The following is a 19,535-nucleotide window of genomic DNA, read 5'->3' as shown; positions in this document are numbered from 1 at the left end:
TCAGCGCGATTCGCTTTCCGAGACCGGTAATTATCTGTTACTCTCCCTTTCTTCCGCCGGGAACAGCAGACATATGCCGATCGGACCGAAACTCCTCACTAATGGGACTTCTCGAGAACAAGGCCCGTGCCCGACTGTTCTACAAGTACCTCTCACGGGTCTACGATCAGGTGAACCCCTTCATCTGGACCGAGGACATGCGAACCGAGGCGCTCTCCCTGCTCGATATCGAGGACGACATGACGGTCCTCGACGTCGGCTGTGGCACCGGCTTCGCCACGGAGGGGCTCCTCGAGCACGCCGACGAGGTCTACGCGCTCGACCAGAGCGAACACCAGCTCGACCAGGCCTACGAGAAGTTCGGTAAACGCGCGCCGCCGGTCAACTTCCATCGCGGCGACGCCGAACGACTCCCGTTCGCGACGGACACGTTCGACGTTGTCTGGTCGTCGGGATCGATCGAATACTGGCCGAATCCGATCCTCGCACTCCGGGAGTTTCGCCGCGTCCTCAAACCCGGCGGGCAGGTACTCGTCGTCGGACCGAACTATCCCGACAACGTCGTCAGTCAGCTGCTGGCGGACTCGATCATGCTCTTCTACGACGAGTACGAGGCCGATCAGATGTTCAAAACCGCCGGTTTCGAGGATGTGAAACACGCGTTCATGGGCCCATCGTACGACCCCGACGTCGCGATCACGACGATCGGGCGCGCACCGGAATAATTCCTCACCTTGCCGTCGTCTCGAGTTCGGCTATCCGTCGGCCGTCGACGACGAGCGTCACAGCAACCGAATCGCCAGCCTCGAGCGTCGGCGTATTCGTGTCTGCGACCGAAACGCCGGCTTCCTCTCCGGGAGTCCATTCCGATCCGCTTCTCGCGTTGAACGGCCCGTCCGGTGTGCCACGAAATCCGTTCGCCCCGACGAACGGAATCGGCGGTTGAGCGGATAGTTCCGTCCCGTTTACTGCGACCGTTACGGACAGCGCCTCGACGTCGATCGGATCGCCCGCGACGTGCTCGAGCACGATCGACGACCCGTCGGCGTCGGCCGACAGCTCGAAGGTCGCGTTCGGACCGGGCGACTCTGGCGACCATCCGCCGATCGCGACGGCGACGACGGTCGCGAGACAGACGGTGAGCGCCAGCAACAAGACGACGCCGAGTATCGGACTGACGCCGCGTCGATCGCCCACCACCGATGCTCGCCGGCACCGGCAGTTCCGCTTTCGGTACACGCTACACGGTGGCTTCCCCTTTTCGTATAAATCACAGCTCGAGGTTACGCAGAACTCGCCGTTCGACTCGAACTGCTACCCGTACGGACTGATCCGGTATCCGACGGTCACTAGTCACCCGTTATCGTCGCGTTCACGCTCTCCGCTTCGGTCGACACTGTAAGGTCGTACGTCCCGACCGGTTGCGCGATCCACATGGATCCGTCTTCGCCGGTCTCGCCGACTTCGACGCCGTCGACCGTAACCGTCGATCGGACGGGATCTCCGGTCTCCGGATCAGTCACTGTGACCTTGGCCGGCCCGTTCGCCGGCGTCTCGGTGACCGTCAGGTTGAGTTCGTCACGGGGCCACGAGGTGGCCTCCATCGCGGGAAGGGACGATGCGGACAGTTGCTGCATTTCGCGGTAGACGTCTCCCGTCCCACTGTCGAAGTAGAACTCGAGTCGACCGTGATCGTGTCCCATTTCCGCCCAGTAGTAGTCGGGGCTGTTGTCCTGGAAGTGGGGGCCGTATTCGCTCGCCCACGGGTAGAGCTCGGCCGTGTGATCGTACGCTTCGCCGTTTTCGAACCGGTCAGGTGCGGTTTCGTCGCGGTTATCGAACCGACTCGTTTCGACGACGTACTGACTCCCGTCTATGACCGCAACGCTGTATCCGGTCTCAGAGGTCGAGACGACGATATCGCGATGGGTACTCGTCGGTCGTTCGGACAGTCGCTCGAGGGTCGTCCGAAGGGAGGTCTGGTGGTAGTCCAGGGACTTGTGGTCGGCACGCACCTCGCTCGCTGACAGCGAGTATCCCGGGACACTGGCTGCCCGATCCTCCAGTGTCTCGAGGTCGCGGGACAGCATCGCCGCCTCGTTGTGATTTCGCACCAGCGTCTGGAGGAGCTCGGTCGACGAGCGCTCGCCGGCCGCGTGTGCTCTGACGGCCTCGCGTTCGCGTTGATCGAGTTCGTCCGCTCGCTCCGTGAGCCGCTCGTAGGCCGTCTGGATCATCGCCGCTCGTTCCTCGGCGGTTGCGCCGTCGAACTCGCTGTCGACGATGGTGTACTGATCGTGGTCGACTCGAAGGTGATCGTCGGCGCTTGCGAGTGCCGTTCCGAGATTCGGTCCGTACTCGGTGTACTCGCTTCTGACGTCTCCGGTAAGCTGGAGCCTGTTGGTCGTATTGTCGACCGCCGTCGGCTCCGTTCCCGAGGTGGTGTCTTGGAGGAGGGCCGCCTCGGGGCCGTCGATACTCCCGTCGTCGGGACCTGCCCCGACGAGCGGTATCGCGGGCAGGGACAGAACGAGAAGTACCGCGAAGAGAGCGGGGGTCGCGTTAGTCATCGGGGTTCCGTATGGGCTCTTGATACAAAAACCGGTCGTCTGTCGGTGATGAGAAGAAACCGATCGTAGCGAACCTCTCACGGCGAATTAGAGCTTTCAACGCCGCCAGTAACGTTTTATTTTCCGATGGAAAGTGTTTTTTCCCCCGGGAAACCACCCGTTGATACGCATGCGGATGTCCACTGCCGCCACACTTGCCCTCGCGGTCCTCCTCGCGACAACCACGATGGGGGCAGTGGCCGCCACGCCGTCGGCATCGACCCCGGCGACTATCGAGCGGCCAGCCCCAGACCCCTCATCGCTCTCCACAGCTCCCGAGCAGTCTCAGTCCGTTTCGGCCTCGTCCACCGCACCACCGCCGCTCGAACGACCCGATACCTGGCAGGTGATCAGGATTCGGATCACCGATACCGGGGACGCGAAATGGACGGTCGAGAGTCGGTTCCGCGTGACGGACGACGACGATGCCGAAACGTTCGACGAGTATGCCGATGCGGTCGTCTCGGGCCAACGAGACGCCGGGTACGATCCCCAACTGTTCGAACGGTACGCGAATCTCGCGTCTAAGTCGACCGGCCGCAATATGTCGATCGAGAACGCAGCGTGGGACGACCCCCGAATCGAAACCGTCGACCTCGACGCGGACCGATCGGTTGACGAAGAGCCGTATCGAGTCGGGATCATCTCCTACTCGTTTACGTGGACGAACTTCGCCACCGTCGACGGCGAACGGATTCACGTCGGTGACGCCCTCCAAACGTCCGACGGGACGTTGTTCCGGACGTTGAGTAGCGGGCAGCGCCTGGTTATCGAACCCCCATCGAACTACGGATTCGTCGATGCGCCGACGAGTACGGAGGACGGCGCACTCGTCTGGGACGGCCCCCACGAATTCGGCGAGAACGGAGTCCAGATCACGATTCTCGAGGGTGCCGGCGGCCCCTTCTTCCTTCCCGGAGCCGGATGGCTGATCGCGTCAGTTCTCGCCCTCGTGATCCTCGTCGGTGGGATTGCATACCTGCTCACGCGTCGTGATATAGACGTCGGCGTTCCGATTCCGTCCGATCGGTTGTCGGTCCTCGAGAACGCGGAGTTGCCCGGCCGTTCGAACAGTCCCGCGGACGGGCACAAGACCGCAACGGCCGATGGAAACGGCGGCTCCGACGTAGTCTCGACGGCCGATTCGTCAGCGTCCGGTGATCCCGAGTCGGGGACGAGCCTCGAGTTCGAGGAATCCGTCGACGACGAGATCGACCCAGAACTGTTGAGCGACGAGGAGCGCGTCCACCGCCTGCTCAAGCAAAACGGCGGGCGGATGAAACAGGCCTCGATCGTCTCGGAGACCGGCTGGTCGAACGCCAAGGTCTCACAGCTCCTCTCGAAGATGGACGACGACGACGAGATCGAAAAGCTTCGGATCGGGCGCGAGAACCTCATCACGCTGCCGGGCGTCGATCCGACCGAAGTGGAGTGAACGACGGCCGGTGTTCACCGGAGCCTCGACGAGCGTCAGTGACACCGGCCGCGAGTCGGACGGACAACCGTGGATAAAAAGCCGCTCACTCACTCGTACACGGATCACTTCGTTCCCCGTCTGCTCGCGGGCCGACGGCCGGCTCGCATGGTCCGAGGGACGCTCTGCGTCCCTCGCTATTCGCATTCGCGGTTCTCACTCGCTTCGCTCGTTCCGAACCGCGCAGCGCTCGCGGTCCTACGCTAGTGGCGTCCGCTCGACGACCTGCCACGTGCACCTTTTTCCTCCTCGGGTGCGCACAGCGCACCGCTCGGAGCAAAAATCTGCACCAAAAAAGACCCGATCACTCACTCGCGGCCGCGGGCCGCTCGTCTTCCCGCGGCGCGTAGCGCCGCGCTTCCGTTCGTTCGCGGTTCTTACGCTAGCGGCGTCCGCTCGACCACTTGCCCGTCGTAGGTCGGGTACTGCTCGACGATTTCGCCGTCCTCGAGGTCGCCGTCCTCGATCATTTCCTCGAGGAGCCACCAGGCGACTTCGACGTGGTCGGTCTTGACGGTGTAGAACTCTTCGGGGACGCCGAGGGCGTCGAACTCCTCGGGGTCGGCGTGGGTCTTGCCGTAGACGAGGGTTCCGTCGTCGGTGACGTCGTCGAACTCGCGGCGGATGTTCCGGGCCATCCGTTTCAGGCGGCGGCGGTGCTGGGCCGCGTCCTTGAACACGGACGTACAGAAGTAGACCTTCTCGTGGTCGCCCATGACGTCGAGGATGTCCTCGCGAGAGCCCTCGACGGCGCTCATGTGGTCCTCTTTGAGTTCGTACCCCTGTTCCTGCATCCGGCGGTAGTTCCCGTCGCTCATCTCGAACTCGTTTATGTTGCAGAACTCCGCCGCGCCCTCGTCGAGGAACTCGAGGAACTCCTCTTCGGCGCGAATGCCGGGGATTTCGAAGGCGGGAGTCAGGCCTTCTTCACGGGCGATGTGGAGGATCTCCTCCCACTCGGTCCCGTGAAGGTCGCCCCACTGTTCGTAGGGCGGGTGGAAGCGAATCTCGTCGAGGCCCGCTTCCGAGAGGCGGCGCATGTTCTCGCGGCCGCCGGTGATGCCGGTGTAGAGGTGCGTGTGATGGTCCTCGCCGAACTCGTCTTTCAGGAGCTCGAGGTAGTGGCAGGTCCGACCCAGCGCTTCCTGGGGCTCGCCGCCGGTGATCGACGTGCCGAGCGCCTCCATCCGGTGGGCCTCGGTGAGGACGTCCTCGTCGCTCTCGACGAGCCGTTCGTTGGCGTAGACGTCGGTGACGTTCTTGCGGTTCTCGCCGAGCGGGCAGTAAAAGCAGTCGCGCTGGTCGCAGTATCCGTAGACGAACAGCACCATCTTGCCACCTTTCGCGCACTGCTCACAGCCCTTCGAGATCATTCGAGGGAACATAGCCACTGGAGCCTCAAAAGCAGTCCGAAACTGACGCGGTCCATGTGTGGCGATCGCTGGCACCTGACTCGTAGCCACATATTATTATACTGTGGAGTTAGAACGTAGCGTATCTGATGGGATCGGGGATTCACGTCCTGTGCGTCGACGACGACCCGAGCGTCTGCGAACTGGCGGCGACAGTTCTCGAGCGAACGGACGAGGGTCTCGACGTGACGACCGCTGGCAGCGGCCGCGAGGGGCTGGCAGTTCTGGACGACAGCGATATCGACTGCATCGTTAGCGACTACGACATGCCCGAGATGGACGGACTCGAGTTCCTCGATATCGTTCGAGACCGCGATCCGGCGATCCCGTTTCTCCTGGTCACTGGCACGGACCCTTCGGACATCGCACGAGAGGCCATCGAGGCCGGCGTCACTGACTATCTACAGAAGCGACGGGGGACCGTTCAGTACGAAATACTGGCACACCGGATCAGACAGGCCGTCGAGAAACGCCGTGCGGAACGCGCCCGAGCGGCCGCCGACCGCCGCCTCGAGCAGTACCGAACGCTGGTCGAAAACGCCGCGGATCCGATGTATCTGCTCGACGAGACCGGATCGATCACGATGGTCAACGACGCGCTGGTCGACCGTCTGGGCCACGACCGCGACCGGCTGGTCGGATCGAACATCGAACGGTTCGTTACCGACGAGACGTTCGAGCGCGCGACCGATGCGCTCAGGGCGGCCCTCGAGTCGGACGCGACTACCGGATCGAGCTTCGAGTCCACGTTCGAAACCGGAGACGGGAGTCGGAAGATCTGCGAGACGAGCGTCACGCCGCTGCTCACTGAGGACGGCGAGCTCGACGGGTCGGTCGGTGTCGTTCGGGAGATTACCCGCCGCAAGGAGCGCGAACGCGAGCTCTCACAGTACGAAACGATCCTCGAGACGGCACCTTTCGGTCTGTTCGTGCTCGACGCTGACGCCACTATCGTCTGGATGAACGAGGAGTACGCGTCCGGGTTCGAGGAAGAGAGAGACGAACTGCTCGGGCTCGAATTTCCGACACTCGTCGAGCGCGGGTACTATCACGAGGCGGCGATCGACCGGTACATCGACGACGTCCGAGCGCTCCTCTCCTCGAACAACGACCGCGAGCTGGCGACGTACAACATTCAGTTTCGGTCCGCCGAGGGGGACGAGCGGATCTACGACGTTCACACCAAACTCCTTCCGCTCGAAGACGGCGAGTTCGCCGGGACGGTCCACGCGCTTCGCGACATTACGCAGCAACAACACTACCGAGACGAACTCGAGCGCCAGAACGAGCGCCTGGAGGAGTTCGCGAGCCTCGTCAGCCACGACCTCCGGAACCCGCTGAACGTCGCACAGGGCCACCTCGACATGCTCGACGAGCAGGTCGACAGCCAACACGTCGACGAACTGCGCTGGTCGCTCTCTCGGATGACGGAACTGGTCGACGGACTCCTCCGGCTGGCTCGCCAGGGAAAGACGATCGGCGATCGGGAATGGTTCCCGCTCGCCTCGGCGGCTCGGGAGGCGTGGTCGACCGTTGACACCGGTGATGCCCGGCTCGAGGTCGACTCCGACGTCAGAATCTACGCCGACGAGGCTCGAGTCCGGGAACTGCTCGAGAACCTCTGCCGCAATGCCGTCGAACACGGTTCGACGGATCCCGAGTCACGGACCGATTCGGACCCGGTCGGACGAGACCTCGTCAACGGCGACGGCAGCGGAACTAGTGAGTTGACCGTCACCATCGGAACGGTCGATCGGGAGCAGGGATCGACCGACGACCCGACAGGCTCGAGCGGGTTTTACGTCGCGGATTCGGGCCCGGGACTGCCCGACGACCGCGAGTCGCTGTTCGAGTTCGGCTACACGACGGCGGCGGAGGGAACCGGCTTCGGGCTGGCGATCGTCGAACAGATCGCCGAGGCCCACGGCTGGGACGTCAGCGCAGGCGAGAGCCGTGACGGCGGCGCGCGCTTCGAAATTCGCGGCGTTTCCCTCGACGCGGACGAGACGGACCTCGAGTATCCCTGAGTCCTCCGTTTCCGCGACGACCCCTTCGCGTCGCCGGCCGACCCCACGTCCCTCTCGGACTCGAGGCCCGCCTCGCATTCTTTCGACCCCAGAAGATGGAAATACCCCGCGCTCGAACGTCCGATCGATGCTGCTGGTCCTCTGTGTCGACCTCGACGACGACCTCGGTCGAAAGACCGGCTTTTCGACGCCGGTCATCGGTCGCGATCCCGTCGAGGAGGCGGCCGTCGCGCTCGCGACCGCGGACCCGGAGGACTCCGACGTCAACGTCATCTTTCAGGGACTGAACATCTACGACGATCTCGACGAACGAGACGAGAGCGTCGAGGTCGCCGTCGTGACCGGCAACGACGAGGGCGACGTCAGCGCCAACCGGGAGGTCGGCGACGAAGTCGATACCGTCCTCGCGAGCCTCTCGACGGCCGAGGACGTCACGACGCTCGTCGTCACCGACGGCGCACAGGACGAGTCCGTCATTCCGATCATCCGCTCGCGCGTCCCCATCGACGGCGTTCGGCGGGTCGTGGTCCGACAGGCACAGAACCTCGAGTCGATGTACTACACGATCAAGCAGGTGCTGGACGACCCCGAGACGCGAGGGACGGTCCTCATTCCGCTCGGTATCCTCCTGCTGATCTATCCGCTCGCGCTGATCGGGTCGGTGCTGAACATGCCCGGGTTCGTCCTGGGGACGACGTCGGCACTGCTCGGCTTCTATCTCATTTCGCGCGGACTGGGGCTCGGCGATCGACTGGACGAGACCGTCGAACGGGCCCGCCGATCGCTGTACGCCGGCCGAACGACGCTACTGGCGTACGTCGTCGCCGCGGCCCTGTTCGTTCTCGGCGGCGTCAGCGGCGTCGAGACGCTCGAGACGGTCCAGCGAACGACGGCCGGCGAGCTCGACGTTCCCGTGATGCTCGCCGCGCTCGTCTACGGTTCGATCCACTGGTTCGCCGCCGCGGGCCTCACTACCAGCCTCGGGCAGATCACCGACGAGTACATCGCCGGCTCGCTCGAGTGGCGATACCTCAACGCGCCGTTTTACGTGCTCTCGATCGCGGTGGTCCTCCACGCGGTGAGCGCGTTCTTCCTCGGCGACGTCGAGATCGCCTATCTCGCGGCGGCGCTGACGGCGGGGACGCTGCTCGGGATCGTGAGCACGCTCACCTTCGCCGTCGCGGAGTCGCGCTTTTCGGATACGGACCGGGAGGAGGGATCGCGACAGGCCGGCCGTGTCTGACTCGCGTCCCTACCGCTCGCGCTCGACGACGAACTCCGCCAGTTCGAGCAGGTAGTCTCGCGCCTCCGGATCCGCGACGTCGACCCGGTCCAGGGCGTCGATCGCGCGGTCGGCTTCCCGCCGGGCGGAGGCGTTGGCCTCCTCGGGCGTGAGATCGGTCACCTGCACGACCGACGGCCGCTCGAGGGCGGCGTCGTTGCCGGTCGGTTTGCCGAGTTCCTCGGGGTCGGCGACGGCGTCTAACACGTCGTCCCTGATCTGGAAGGCGACGCCGACCCGCTCGGCGTACTCGCCCAGCGCCTCGACGGTGACGGGGTCCGAGTCGGCGGCGATCGCGCCGAGTTCGGCCGCGGCACGGAACAGCGCTCCGGTCTTTCGCCGAGCGAGGGTCATGTACTCCTCCTCGTTCGTCGGCTCGGCCGACAGCTCGGTCGCTTCGCCGATGCCGAGTTCGACCATCGCCTCGGCGACGACGCGGGTCGCGTTCGGATCGGCCGAAAAGAGAGCGAAGGCTTCGCCGAGCAACCCGTCGCTGGTGATGATCGCCGGGCCGTGACCGAACTCGGCCCACGCGCTGGTCGTCCCGCGTCGCAGCTCCGAGCGGTCGATGATGTCGTCGACGACCAGCGAGGCCGCGTGAACGAGTTCGATACCGACGCCGAACTCGACCGCATCCTCGGCCCGTCCGCCGACTGTCTCGCAGGCCAACAGTGTTATCATCGGTCGGACGCGCTTCCCGCCCGAGAGCGCGACGTGACGAACTTCCTCGCTGAGCGTCTCGGGTTCGACCCCATCGACGACCTCGACGAGACGCTCCTCGATCAGCGCTCGTCGACGCTCCAGCAGTTCCATTGCAGGGGTTTAGGAGAGGGGCGAAAAGTACGTAACGGATCGACCGTCCTCGCACTCGAGTCAGTCACGATCGCTGGGAGAGAACGTGAGCGCCCAGAACGGTCACGATCGGGATGGCGGCGAACACGGCGGCGAAGGCGAGCTGCCCGTCGAAGAACGCCATCGACGCGCCGATCGCACTGATGGCCACGAACGCGACCGTCACCAGTCCGAAGACGTCGTCTTTCACCATTCGCTTGAGGAGACTCCCCTCGTCCGTCTGAACCTGCTCACGGAGGTCGTCGATCTCCAGATGGAGGGTCTTGAGGTCCGACTCGAGCTTTCCATTGATCCCGTCGACCCGCGCCTCGATCTCGTCGACGCTCGATTCGACGTCGTCGACGGTCGCTTCGAGCTCGGTGTCCGACTCGACCGACGTTTCGACCGTCTCGACGGTCGTCGTGAGCCGTTTCAGCTGTTCTCGATTGGCGTCGACGTCCGTCCGGAGGTCCGTGACGGCCGGTTCCAGCGTCTCGACGGTCTCTTCGATGTCTTCGACGGTCTCTTCGGCGGTGGCTTCGACGTTCTCGACTGTCCCTTCGACAGCCTCGAGCCGCCGGCGAGTCTGGGCCAGCTCCGCCTGCAGCGTCGTCACTGACTCCGTGGTGACGGCGTCTTCCTCGAGCGTCTCGAGGCTCTGACGGAGGTCGGTGACGGTCTCCGCGAGACCCTCCACTCGGTCCGAATCCGCGGCGTCGTCTGGGACCTCGGTGACCCGAGTTTCGACCGCATCGATCCGCTCTCGTACTGCCTCGAACTCCTCGCGGATCGATCCGACCTCTTCCCGTAGTTCCCCTCGGACGGCGCGGACGGTCTCGTCCGTCGACTCGACCGACCGTTCCAGTTCGGGGACTGTCTCGCGAACCTCCGTGAGCTCCGCGTCGAGCGTCGACAGCTCGCCGTGGATCTCCTCGAAGCGCGTCTGGACCCGTTCTTCGAGGGCACCGATGGACTCGTCGGATGCTCCGCCGTCGTACGCGTCGAGCCGCTCGAGACGTTCTGAAATAGCCGTTTCGAGGTTGTCGACCGTCTGGGTGATCATCGGCACGGCCTCCTCGAGCTCCCGGAGGCGGTCCGCGTCGGCCAGCCCCTCCGTCGCCGCTCGCAGGTCCGATTCGTCGACTGCAGTCTCGGCAACCGACTCGAGTTCCGCCGACAGCGATTCGATATCGCTCGCCAGCGACTCGAGGTCGCGCTCGAGGTCGGCGGCCGCTCGTGCGTCGCCGGCCGTCGACGACTCCGACGCCTCGATCGACTCGACGGTCTCCGAAAGCGATCGCAGTTCGGTTTCGAGTTCCTGCACGGAGTCGTCGACCGTGTCGACCACGGCCGTGAGCGCGTTCAGCTGGGTGTCGACCGCCTCCCGCTTCGGCCGTTCGGAGACCTGTTCCTCGAGCCACTCGAACTCGTCCGACAGCGCCTCGACGTCGGCCTCGAGGGCGTTGACGGCCGCCGCGTCGACGTCGGCCGCGTCGTCGCCCGTCTCCTCGAGCGCCGTTTCGAGGTCTTCGACCGAGCTATCGACGTCCTCGATCACGGCGGTGAGCGCGTCCAGCTGGGCGTCGACGTATTCCCGACTGGCTCGTTCGGAGAGTCGGTCCTCGAGCGATTCGAGCGTCTTCTCGGCGCTGGCGACCTCGGCCTCGAGATCGTCGATTCGATCTCCGATTCGGTGATCCTCTTTGGCATCCGAAACGGTTCCGCCGTCGGTCATGACCCGTCGTGAACCGGGACCGTCTGCCGGGGAGCTATCGTCCGGCCACGACCGATCGCGTTCCACGAGCCGGTCCGGCGAGACCCCAGCATCGACTGTCGCCGTCCGTGAGGATCGGACGACGACTCGCCGACTGCCACGCTCCCCCCCGAATCCGATACGCATCGTCAGTTTCACATCGGTTCCAGTTCGCATTCTACGCATAATTAATTCGAAGCTATTTGGATTTTACTGATTGTTTGTCAAGATATTAGAACGACGGCAGCGATCCGATCGTGTTCAAGCGGCATACGCGGCTGAGTAGGGACGGCGATTTCTCACGCTGGCGAAAAAATACAGCTACAAACCGAGCGTCCGTTCGCTCACGGGTCACTTCGTTCCCCGTTCGATTCGCGGTTCTCACTCGCTGCGCTCGTTCCGAACCGCGCAGCGCTCGCGGTACGATCGCTTACCCTTCGAACTCTTCGATCAGTTCCGGCACGACGTCGAAGAGGTCGTCGACGATCGCGTAGTCCGCGATGTCCATGATTGGCGCGTTGGGGTCAGTATTGATCGCGACGATCGTATCGGAGCCCTTCATTCCGGCGACGTGCTGGACTGCGCCGGAGATGCCGATCGCGATGTAAACGTCGGGGGTGACGACCTTCCCGGACTGGCCGACCTGTCGGTTCTTGGGCAGCCAGCCGTTGTCGACGATCGGTCGCGAGGACGACAGCGTCGCGCCGAGCGCGTCCGCCAGGTCGCGGATCAGGTCGAGGTTCTCCTCTTCCTCGATCCCACGGCCGATGGAGACGAGGAGTTCGGCCTCGCTGATGTCGACGTCGCCGCCGCCGACTTCCTCGAAGCCGTTGACGGTCGAGCCGATCGCGTCCTCGTCGATGTCCGCATCGAAGGCCTCGATCGCGGCGTCGCCGGTCCCTTCGGCGGCGGGCCACTCGGCACCGCGGATCGTAATGACCGCGTCGCCCTCGAGTTGGTTGGTCGTCTCGACCTTGCCACCGTACATCTCGCGGGTCGCGACGAGCGTCTCGCCGTCGTTGTCGAGATCGATCGTGTCAGTGACGACCGGCAGGTCGAGCTGATTGGCGATCGCGGGCGCGTAGTCGAGCCCGTTGACGCTGTTGGGCGTCAGCACGTACTGCGGGGCGAGTTCGTCGTAGAGCTGCGTGATCGCCTGCGTGTAGACGTCGTGGTTGAACTCCTCGCCGTGGGAGACGGTGTGAATCGCGTCGACGCCGTCGCGGTTGAGCTTCTCTGCGAAGTCGTCGACGGTGCCGCTGATGACTGCGAGGTGGAGGTCGCCGCCGGTTTCGTCGGCGAGCTGGCGACCGGCGGTGATGATCTCGTAGCTGACGTCGCGCAGTTCGCCGCGTCGGTGGTCCGCGACCGCGAGGACGTCCGTCATTGTGCCACCCCCTTGTCGCGGAGCAGTTCACCCAGCTCCGAGGCCGTCTCCTCGGCGCTGCCCTCCCAGAACGTCGCGTCGGTTTCGCTTTCGGGCTCGTACATGTCCGTCAGCTCGAGTTCGGTTTCGATCGTGCTCTCGTCGACGCCGATGTCGGCGAACGCTTTGACGTCGAGCTCTTTCCGCTGGGCCTGCCGGATGCCGCGCAGGCTGGCGTAGCGGGGCTCGTTGATACCCGTCTGGATCGTCAGGACGGCCGGGAGCTCGATGTCCGTCAGCTCCTCGACGCCACCCTCGAGCTCGCGTCGCACGGACGCGATCCCGTCGTCGAGATCGTGCTCGAGGTGGTTGACGACGGCACCCCACTGGAAGCCGAGGTTCTCGGCCACCGAGACGCCGGTCGCGGCGAAGCTGTCGTCGCCGGCCTGGACGCCCGAGAGGACGAGATCGGGGTCCTCTTCCTCGACGACGGCGCTCAGGATCTCCGTCTTGGCGTTGACGTCGAGGAGGTCGACGTCCTCGAGCGCGTCGTCCCAGACGCGGACGGCGCGGTCGGCACCCTTCGCGAGCGCCTGCCGGATGGTCTGTTCACAGTCTTCCGGACCGATGGTAACCGTCACGACCTCGTCGGCGATGCCGTCCTCCTGTAGCTGGACAGCTTCTTCGATCGCGTAGTCGTCCCACTCGTTGAGATCGGCCCCGAGGTACTGGTCTGCAATCTCCGTTCCCTCGATTTCGAACTCGTCTTCGACGGTCGCCACCTCTTTGACCGTAACGAGAATTTTCATCATCTTACACTGCTACGTCCATACCGTAAACCTTTTCGAAACCGCCGGTCCCGCAGGAAGGGTTCAGTTACCACGATTTATAGATTCGTTCAATTATCTTATGTTCGGTGTCCCTGACATCGGTGTTTGCTACCAGCGTTTCGTCCGAACTCGGAACCCATCCCGAAGACGGAAACGGTTTAACGCCACCGCTAGTAGTGACGAGCATGGCAGACTGTCCACTCGCCGACGACTGCCCCGAATTCTCCGAACGGATTTCGGGAATGGGATGTCAACACTACGGTGACCGGGGTGGCAAGGAGTGGTGTAACCACTACGGCCAGCCGATCGAGGATCTCAAGACGCAGCCGGTCAAATCCGGCGAGGAACTCGTCATCGACGTCGTCGACATGCACGAAAGCGGCGCCGGCGTCGGCCGAACCGAAGACGGATTCATCGTGATGGTCGACGGCGTCCTGCCGGACGCCCGTGCCCGAGTCGAGATAACGCGGGTTCACAGCAATCACGCACGCGCGGAGGAACTCGAAGTGTTGCCGATGGATCCGGACGACGAAGCGGAGGATGCCGACGGCGATGTGGACGGGGACGACGCCGAGGAGACGCCCAATGCGCCCGACGATGACGGCGGCCCCGAGCGCGAGCGACTCGGCAGCCGCGACAACTTCTGGGGCTCGTAACGCGACGCTCTCGAGTGGACAGATCGCGCGGTGCGTTTTCGGGTAGCCTCGTCTTCACGGTCGATTTTCTCCGCCCCTCCCGTCTCTCCCGCCGTTTTGGCAACAAAGTGTAAATATCGCTTGCATCTACTGTACGCTAATCGATGGGGAGTGGACCGAGTGCCGGGAGCCGATTCCTCGCAGTCGCCGCGGTGGCGTGTGCGATCTGTGGTCTCGTACTGGCAGCGAGCGCGATGGGGCCGCTCGCCTCGGCCTCTCCGGCGAGCGACGTTTTCGGGGATGGATTCGGAGATCGAACCGACGGGGAATCGACGTCACGGCCGATGCCCAGCGGTGGGAGCGACGGCGGAGGGCCGGAGAAACCGTCGGGGGGATCGGGCCTCCTCGAGGGAATCGACCCTGCGGAGATCCCGATTCCCGCCGGACTTCTCGAGGAACTGATGGCCCTACTGGGCGGGAGCAGTGCCGGTGGATCCGGTGGATCGACGGCGAGCGACGGGGGCGAAACGTCTACTGCGGACGGCTCCGGTAGTCAGGCGGAGACGACCGACGACTCCGCGGAGTCCACCGACGACGGTAGCGAGGACGACTCGTCGACGACCGAGCGGTCGCTCGACGAGACCGGCGAGTCACAGGCCGCGGCTGATCAAACCGGCGGCGGGTCCGACGCCGCGACCGACGGCAGCCGGCAAGACGGCGGAAGCGATGCGGACGATTCGTCGCTCCCGGAGTCCGTCTCCGGACTCTCCGATCGCGCTCTGATCGCCGGATTCGCCGCGATCGCGCTGTCGATCGTCGGCTACGTGTTCTACACCCGCGACGATCCGATCGGAACGCTGCGCTCGATTCCCGGACGCATCGTCTCGATCGCACTGGCGGGAGTCGTCGCCTGTTCACAGGCTCTCGAGCGCGGGCTCGCCGCGCTTCGCGGCGTGACATCGATCGCGGACCTGCCGGGGCTCGTGTTCACGGCGATCGCGAACGCGCTTCGATCCGCACGGGCGCGCGCTCGAGCCGCCGGCTCGTCGGTTTCGGCGTCCCTGTTCGGCGGGGCGGAAGACCGGACCGACGGCGACGCGACCGCGGAGGAACACGTCCCCGCTCGCGAACGCATCCGGCAGGCCTTCGAGAGCGTGATCGAGGCCTCGCCGATGTATCGGCGTCGCGCCGCGACCGCGACCCCCACCGACGTCGCTCGAAGCGCCACGGACGCCGGCGTTCCCGACGAGCCGGTCGAGACGATCACCGAGTCCTTCCGGGACGTCGAGTACGGCGACCGCGATCCGGCGCGCTACCTCGAGCGAACGACGACCGCCCACGATCGATTGCGCGACGCGCTCGCCGCGGACGTCGATGAGGAGGCGGACGAGTCGGGAACGGTACCGGTCGCGGAGGCGGAAACCGATGAGTAGAGCCCCGTCGACGGGCGGGCTCGCCGTCGTCACGCTCCTCTCGGTGGCGCTGCTCGCCGTCGGGGGGATCCTGTCGGTTCGGCCCGGATTGCTCCTCGAGGCGGCTCCCGCGCTCGAGTCGCTGTTGGCGACGCTCGATCCCGGAACGGTCGTGTTAGCGGTGATCGGCCTGCTCGTCGTGGCCGCGGCGTCGCTCGGAATTATCGGTCGGGTTCGGTTCTCGTCGGCGCCGCTACCACTGGTCGATTCGACAGCCGAATCCGGGGCTGCCTCGTTCGACGAATCGACTGCCGACTATCCCGTCGCCGGTGCGTGGTTCGATCGCCGGCTCGAACTCGCGACGGCCTACGACGACCGCTCGCGGTCGACGCGCGAGGAGGCGCGCGAGCGACTCGTCGACTCGCTCCGGCCGATCGCCGCGACCGCGTACGCGAACCGCGCCGGACTGACGGAAGACGATGCAATGGCCGCGATCGAGGCCGGCACGTGGACCGACGACGCGAGAGCTGCCGCCTTCCTCGGGGGCGACGACGGGCCGTCGACCCCGCTGTGGCTCTGGCTGGTCGACCTCGTGAGTACCGCCGATCCGTTCCGCCGGAGTCTCGAGCGGACGATCGCGGAGATCGACCGGGTGCAGTCGACGCCGGCGGTCGCGGTCGAGACGGGATCGACGGAGACCGATCGAACGAGTCCCGGGACGGATTCGAATCCGGAGGCCACACCGTGACGGAATTCACCCGTCAGGCCCGCTGGCACGGCGCGCTCGTGATCGCCCTGGTCGCCGCCGTGCTCGCGGTGGCGCTCGGGCGTCCGTCGCTGTTCTTCCTCGGCGTCGTCGCGCTGGGGTTCGTCCTCCTCGGACAGGTCAGCTCGGTTCCCGACCTGGGGGGTTCTGACGACGAATCCGATGCAGACGGCGGTGCCGAAGGCGATACGGATACCGACGGCGGTTCCGGGGCGGATCTCCGCCTCGAGCGCAGCCTCGAGGAATCGCGCGTGCGACCGGGCCGGTCGGTCACGGTGACGCTGTCACTGACGAACGACGGGTCCGGGGTCGCCTCGGACGTGCGCGTCGTCGACGAACCGCCGGCCGAGGTGCCGGTGACGAGCGGGTCGCCCGCGTTCGCGACCGCCGTTCGACCGGGCGAGACCGTCACCCACGAGTACGAACTCACGCCGCCGCGCGGCGAGTACGCGTTCGGGACGGCGACGGTGCGGCGTCGATCGCTGACGGCGACGGCCGTCACGACCGACGCGGTGACACCCGGCGGCGATACCGGATTCACCTGCGAGACGCTGCTGGATTCGTTCCCGTTTCAGGACCGGACGATCCAGTTCGTCGGCCAGACGCCGACCGACGACGGCGGGAGCGGTGTCGAGTTCTTCGCGACCCGGGAGTACCGCCGCGGCGACCCGATGAACCGGATCGACTGGCACCGGTTCGCCCGGACGGGCGACCTCGCGACCGTCGAGTACCGCGAGGAGCGGGCGGTGACCATCGTGTTCGTGATCGACGACCGAGCCGATGCACACCGCGAGTTGCCCGGCGGCGGGCCGAGCTCATACGATCTCACGCTGTACGCCGCCTCGCGGGGCGTCGTCGCGTCGCTCGAGGACGGCAACCGAACCGGACTGGCGACGCTGTCGGGCGAGACCTGGATCGAACCGGGAGCCGGCGGCGACGTCCGGAGTCGCGTCGAGGAGGCGATCGGTAGCGGTGGATCGGGAGCGACCCCGGCGGGCGATCAGCCCGTCGCGGACGGCGGATCGACCGGTGGCGGGTCGAGAGACGACGAATCGATGGCCAGCCGATCGCTGGCGGTCGACCTCGAGCGACGGCTGCCCCAGCGAGCGCAGGTCGTCCTCTGTACGCCGCTCTCCGACGCCGAATCGGTCGGCCTCGTCGAGACGCTGCGAACCAGCGGACGGGCGGTGACGGTCGTCTCCCCCGACGTGACGACCGGTATCGCGTCGTCGTCGGTCTCGACCGGTCTCCGAATCGCCGGGCTCCAGCGGGCCAACCGCGTCGACGCCCTGCGCGGGCTCGGCGCGACCGTCGTCGACTGGCAGCTCGAGGATCCGATCTCGGTCGATCTGGCGCGTGCGTTCCGCGGCGGTCCCGGCGGGTCCGGCGGTGGTTCCCTATGACGAACGACGCGCTCACCGGAACTGGGGATCGAAACGAGTATAGGGGATTCGACGGAGACGAGTCGGGAACGACGCGAACGGTAGCTCTCGAAACCGCGCGCGACACGCTCGAGTCGGCGGTCCGCGGCGTTCGACGGACGCTCCGCCAGCCGACGGCGAGCGACGTCGCGATGCTCTGTTGTACGCTGGCGATCGGACTCGCCGTCGGAACGACGCTCGTCGGCGGTCGGCTCGCCGCGCTGGCGATGGGAGCCGGGTTTGCAGCGGCGCTGACGACCGTCTTCCTCGCGAGCGAGCGCCCCCTCGTGCGGGGTCTCGGCGGCGTCGTCGCGGTGCCGGTCGCCGTCCTGGTTTCGTCGCCGCTACTCCTCGCTGGCGTGCTCGTGCTCACGTCCTCGAGCGTGGGGGTGATCGCCGGCGGTGCCGTCTGGGTCCTCGTCGTCGCGTCCGTCGCCGCGGGGCTGGTCTCCTGGCAGCAATTCGGCCGTGGCGGCGTCCGACGCGGTTCGACGGGAACGATGCTCGCGACGAGCGGAGTCGTCGCCGTCGTCGTCCTCCCGATCCTTCCGCGGGCCGATCTCCGCGATCGCGCCGTGGCAGCCGCCGCGGACGTTCTCGGCGTGATCCAGGACGAGCTGATTACGCCCGAGGGATCGCTCGCGGTCGTCTCGTTTACCGGACTGGTGCTCGTCGCGGCCGTTCTCTCGAGCCGGGCGCTCGCGGCGGTTCCCGCCGAGCGACTCGTGCCGCCGGATCGCCGCGACGCGCTGGCTGCGGCCGTCGACGGGCTCCGTCGGGGCTGTTCGCTCGCGACTCGCGCTGCGATCGTGCTGACCGTCGCCGCAGTCGCCGCCCCGCTGATCGTCGAGCAGTTCGGCACGCCGCCGGTGACGCCCGTCGAACTTCGGGCGGCGCTGCCGGCCCCGGCCGGTGACGGGCTGGCGACGCTCGTTACGACACCGGGGATCAGATCGGCGCTGGTCGCCCTCGCGGCGGTCGCCCTCGGACTCGTCTCTCTCGAGCGGCTTCGTGGAATTCTCGGCCGGGGACCAGCCATCGTGGTGGCCCGAATGGTCGCGCCGATGGTCGGCGGCGGGCTCGTCGCGCTCGTCCTCGCGACAGCGCTCGCCGACCCGGCGGCCGAGGCGGACCTTCGGGGCATCCTCCAGACGGCGCTCGCGGGGCGGGCTCCGCCGTCGGTCCTCGAGTTCCTCACCTCGGTCCCGCCGCTCGTGCTCGTTGCGGGCGTGCTGGTCCTCGCGCTGAGTTCGCTCTCGTCGCTCCTGTGGACCGTCACGATGCTGCGAGCGGTGCGGCTGCTTCCCGGGCGAGCGACCGGTGCCGCGCTCGCTGCGGGTGCGGTGTTCGCGTTAGCGGTCGGCCTCGCCATCAACGGCCGACTCGAGCCGGCGATCTGGACGACCGCGGGGGCGTTCGTCCTGTGGGATATCGGCGAGTACGCCGACGGGATTCGGACGGAACTCGGCCGCGACGCGGCGACGATGCGGGCGGAACTCGTCCACGTCGGCGGGACGATACTCGCCGGCGGTGTGGTCGCGGGCGGGACTATCGTCCTCTATCGCTGGAGCGCGACCGGTCCGTCGGTTTCCCATCCGGCACTCGCGGCCGTCTCCGTCGGAACGGGCCTACTCGCGGTCGTGCTCGTGGCCTGGACCCTTCGCGGGTAGCGGGCCGGGTGACCGGTCGAGTACCGGTCCCCCGTTCGCGACGTTCC

General features: G+C 66.0%; 16 protein-coding genes. 9 read left to right on the top strand and 7 right to left on the bottom strand.

The features are described from left to right. The first annotated feature begins 101 nt into the window (after positions 1–101). The gene (locus LDB05_RS13165) at positions 102–725 is read left to right on the top strand and encodes a methyltransferase domain-containing protein (protein WP_226004451.1); all 624 of its coding nucleotides are present in this window, start codon (positions 102–104) and stop codon (positions 723–725) included. A 4-nt stretch (positions 726–729) separates the two neighbouring features. Here LDB05_RS13165 and LDB05_RS13160 read toward each other — a convergent pair whose 3' ends face one another. Further along, a complete protein-coding gene (locus LDB05_RS13160) occupies positions 730–1,197 on the bottom strand; it encodes a type IV pilin N-terminal domain-containing protein (protein WP_226004450.1) in 468 nt (155 codons plus the stop codon). A gap of 152 nt (positions 1,198–1,349) precedes the next feature. Then, the gene (locus LDB05_RS13155; RefSeq protein WP_226004449.1) at positions 1,350–2,570 is read right to left on the bottom strand and encodes a DUF7096 domain-containing protein; all 1,221 of its coding nucleotides are present in this window, start codon (positions 2,568–2,570) and stop codon (positions 1,350–1,352) included. Between the two features lie 169 nt (positions 2,571–2,739). Here LDB05_RS13155 and LDB05_RS13150 point away from each other — a divergent pair, with 169 nt between their 5' ends. Continuing rightward, positions 2,740–4,044 (top strand): helix-turn-helix transcriptional regulator, encoded by a 1,305-nt coding sequence (locus LDB05_RS13150; protein ID WP_226004448.1) that lies wholly within the window; start codon positions 2,740–2,742, stop codon positions 4,042–4,044. 416 nt (positions 4,045–4,460) lie between these two features. On the opposite strand, the gene LDB05_RS13145 is transcribed toward LDB05_RS13150, so the two are convergent. Next, positions 4,461–5,456, bottom strand: coding sequence for a radical SAM protein (locus tag LDB05_RS13145; protein ID WP_226004447.1), 996 nt, complete (start codon positions 5,454–5,456; stop codon positions 4,461–4,463). Between the two features lie 128 nt (positions 5,457–5,584). Between LDB05_RS13145 and LDB05_RS13140 the strand changes: the two genes are divergently transcribed. Together LDB05_RS13140 and LDB05_RS13135 are read left to right on the top strand one after the other, a co-directional pair. Continuing rightward, complete coding sequence (locus tag LDB05_RS13140) at positions 5,585–7,522, top strand: PAS domain S-box protein (protein ID WP_226004446.1); 1,938 nt, start codon at positions 5,585–5,587, stop codon at positions 7,520–7,522. Positions 7,523–7,649: 127 nt separating this feature from the next. Beyond that, the gene (locus tag LDB05_RS13135; RefSeq protein WP_226004445.1) at positions 7,650–8,765 is read left to right on the top strand and encodes a DUF373 family protein; all 1,116 of its coding nucleotides are present in this window, start codon (positions 7,650–7,652) and stop codon (positions 8,763–8,765) included. A gap of 9 nt (positions 8,766–8,774) precedes the next feature. Here the strand turns inward: LDB05_RS13135 and LDB05_RS13130 are convergent, their stop codons facing one another. The 4 genes from LDB05_RS13130 to LDB05_RS13115 all read right to left on the bottom strand — a co-directional run bounded on the left by LDB05_RS13130 (position 8,775) and on the right by LDB05_RS13115 (position 13,563). Beyond that, entirely contained in the window at positions 8,775–9,617 is an 843-nt protein-coding gene (locus tag LDB05_RS13130) for a polyprenyl synthetase family protein (protein WP_226004444.1), read from the bottom strand. 64 nt (positions 9,618–9,681) lie between these two features. Further along, complete coding sequence (locus LDB05_RS13125; protein WP_226004443.1) at positions 9,682–11,370, bottom strand: hypothetical protein; 1,689 nt, start codon at positions 11,368–11,370, stop codon at positions 9,682–9,684. 448 nt (positions 11,371–11,818) lie between these two features. Further along, positions 11,819–12,775 carry an electron transfer flavoprotein subunit alpha/FixB family protein gene (locus LDB05_RS13120; protein WP_226004442.1) on the bottom strand — a complete coding sequence of 319 codons (957 nt, stop codon included), beginning with the start codon at positions 12,773–12,775 and terminating at the stop codon, positions 11,819–11,821. Next, on the bottom strand, positions 12,772–13,563 hold the full coding sequence (locus LDB05_RS13115) for an electron transfer flavoprotein subunit beta/FixA family protein (protein ID WP_226004441.1): 792 nt from the start codon (positions 13,561–13,563) through the stop codon (positions 12,772–12,774). Before LDB05_RS13115 ends, LDB05_RS13120 begins: the two co-directional genes overlap by 4 nt. 206 nt (positions 13,564–13,769) lie before the next feature. Between LDB05_RS13115 and LDB05_RS13110 the strand changes: the two genes are divergently transcribed. From LDB05_RS13110 to LDB05_RS13090, 5 genes are all read left to right on the top strand, one after another. Then, the gene (locus LDB05_RS13110; RefSeq protein ID WP_226004440.1) at positions 13,770–14,240 is read left to right on the top strand and encodes a TRAM domain-containing protein; all 471 of its coding nucleotides are present in this window, start codon (positions 13,770–13,772) and stop codon (positions 14,238–14,240) included. 143 nt (positions 14,241–14,383) lie between these two features. Then, on the top strand, positions 14,384–15,652 hold the full coding sequence (locus LDB05_RS13105) for a hypothetical protein (protein WP_226004439.1): 1,269 nt from the start codon (positions 14,384–14,386) through the stop codon (positions 15,650–15,652). Then, on the top strand, positions 15,645–16,379 hold the full coding sequence (locus LDB05_RS13100) for a DUF7269 family protein (RefSeq protein WP_226004438.1): 735 nt from the start codon (positions 15,645–15,647) through the stop codon (positions 16,377–16,379). The genes LDB05_RS13105 and LDB05_RS13100 overlap by 8 nt, the downstream gene beginning before the upstream one ends. After that, the gene (locus tag LDB05_RS13095) at positions 16,376–17,800 is read left to right on the top strand and encodes a DUF58 domain-containing protein (RefSeq protein ID WP_226004437.1); all 1,425 of its coding nucleotides are present in this window, start codon (positions 16,376–16,378) and stop codon (positions 17,798–17,800) included. Before LDB05_RS13100 ends, LDB05_RS13095 begins: the two co-directional genes overlap by 4 nt. Then, positions 17,797–19,488, top strand: a complete 1,692-nt coding sequence (locus LDB05_RS13090) for a DUF7519 family protein (protein ID WP_226004436.1) — start codon at positions 17,797–17,799, stop codon at positions 19,486–19,488. Before LDB05_RS13095 ends, LDB05_RS13090 begins: the two co-directional genes overlap by 4 nt. Positions 19,489–19,535 lie beyond the last annotated feature (47 nt).

The sequence above is a fragment of the Natrinema salinisoli genome (assembly GCF_020405205.1).
Lineage (GTDB): Archaea > Halobacteriota > Halobacteria > Halobacteriales > Natrialbaceae > Natrinema > Natrinema salinisoli.
Note: the sequence above shows the minus strand (reverse complement) of the source record. Positions and strands in the feature narration are given on the sequence as shown.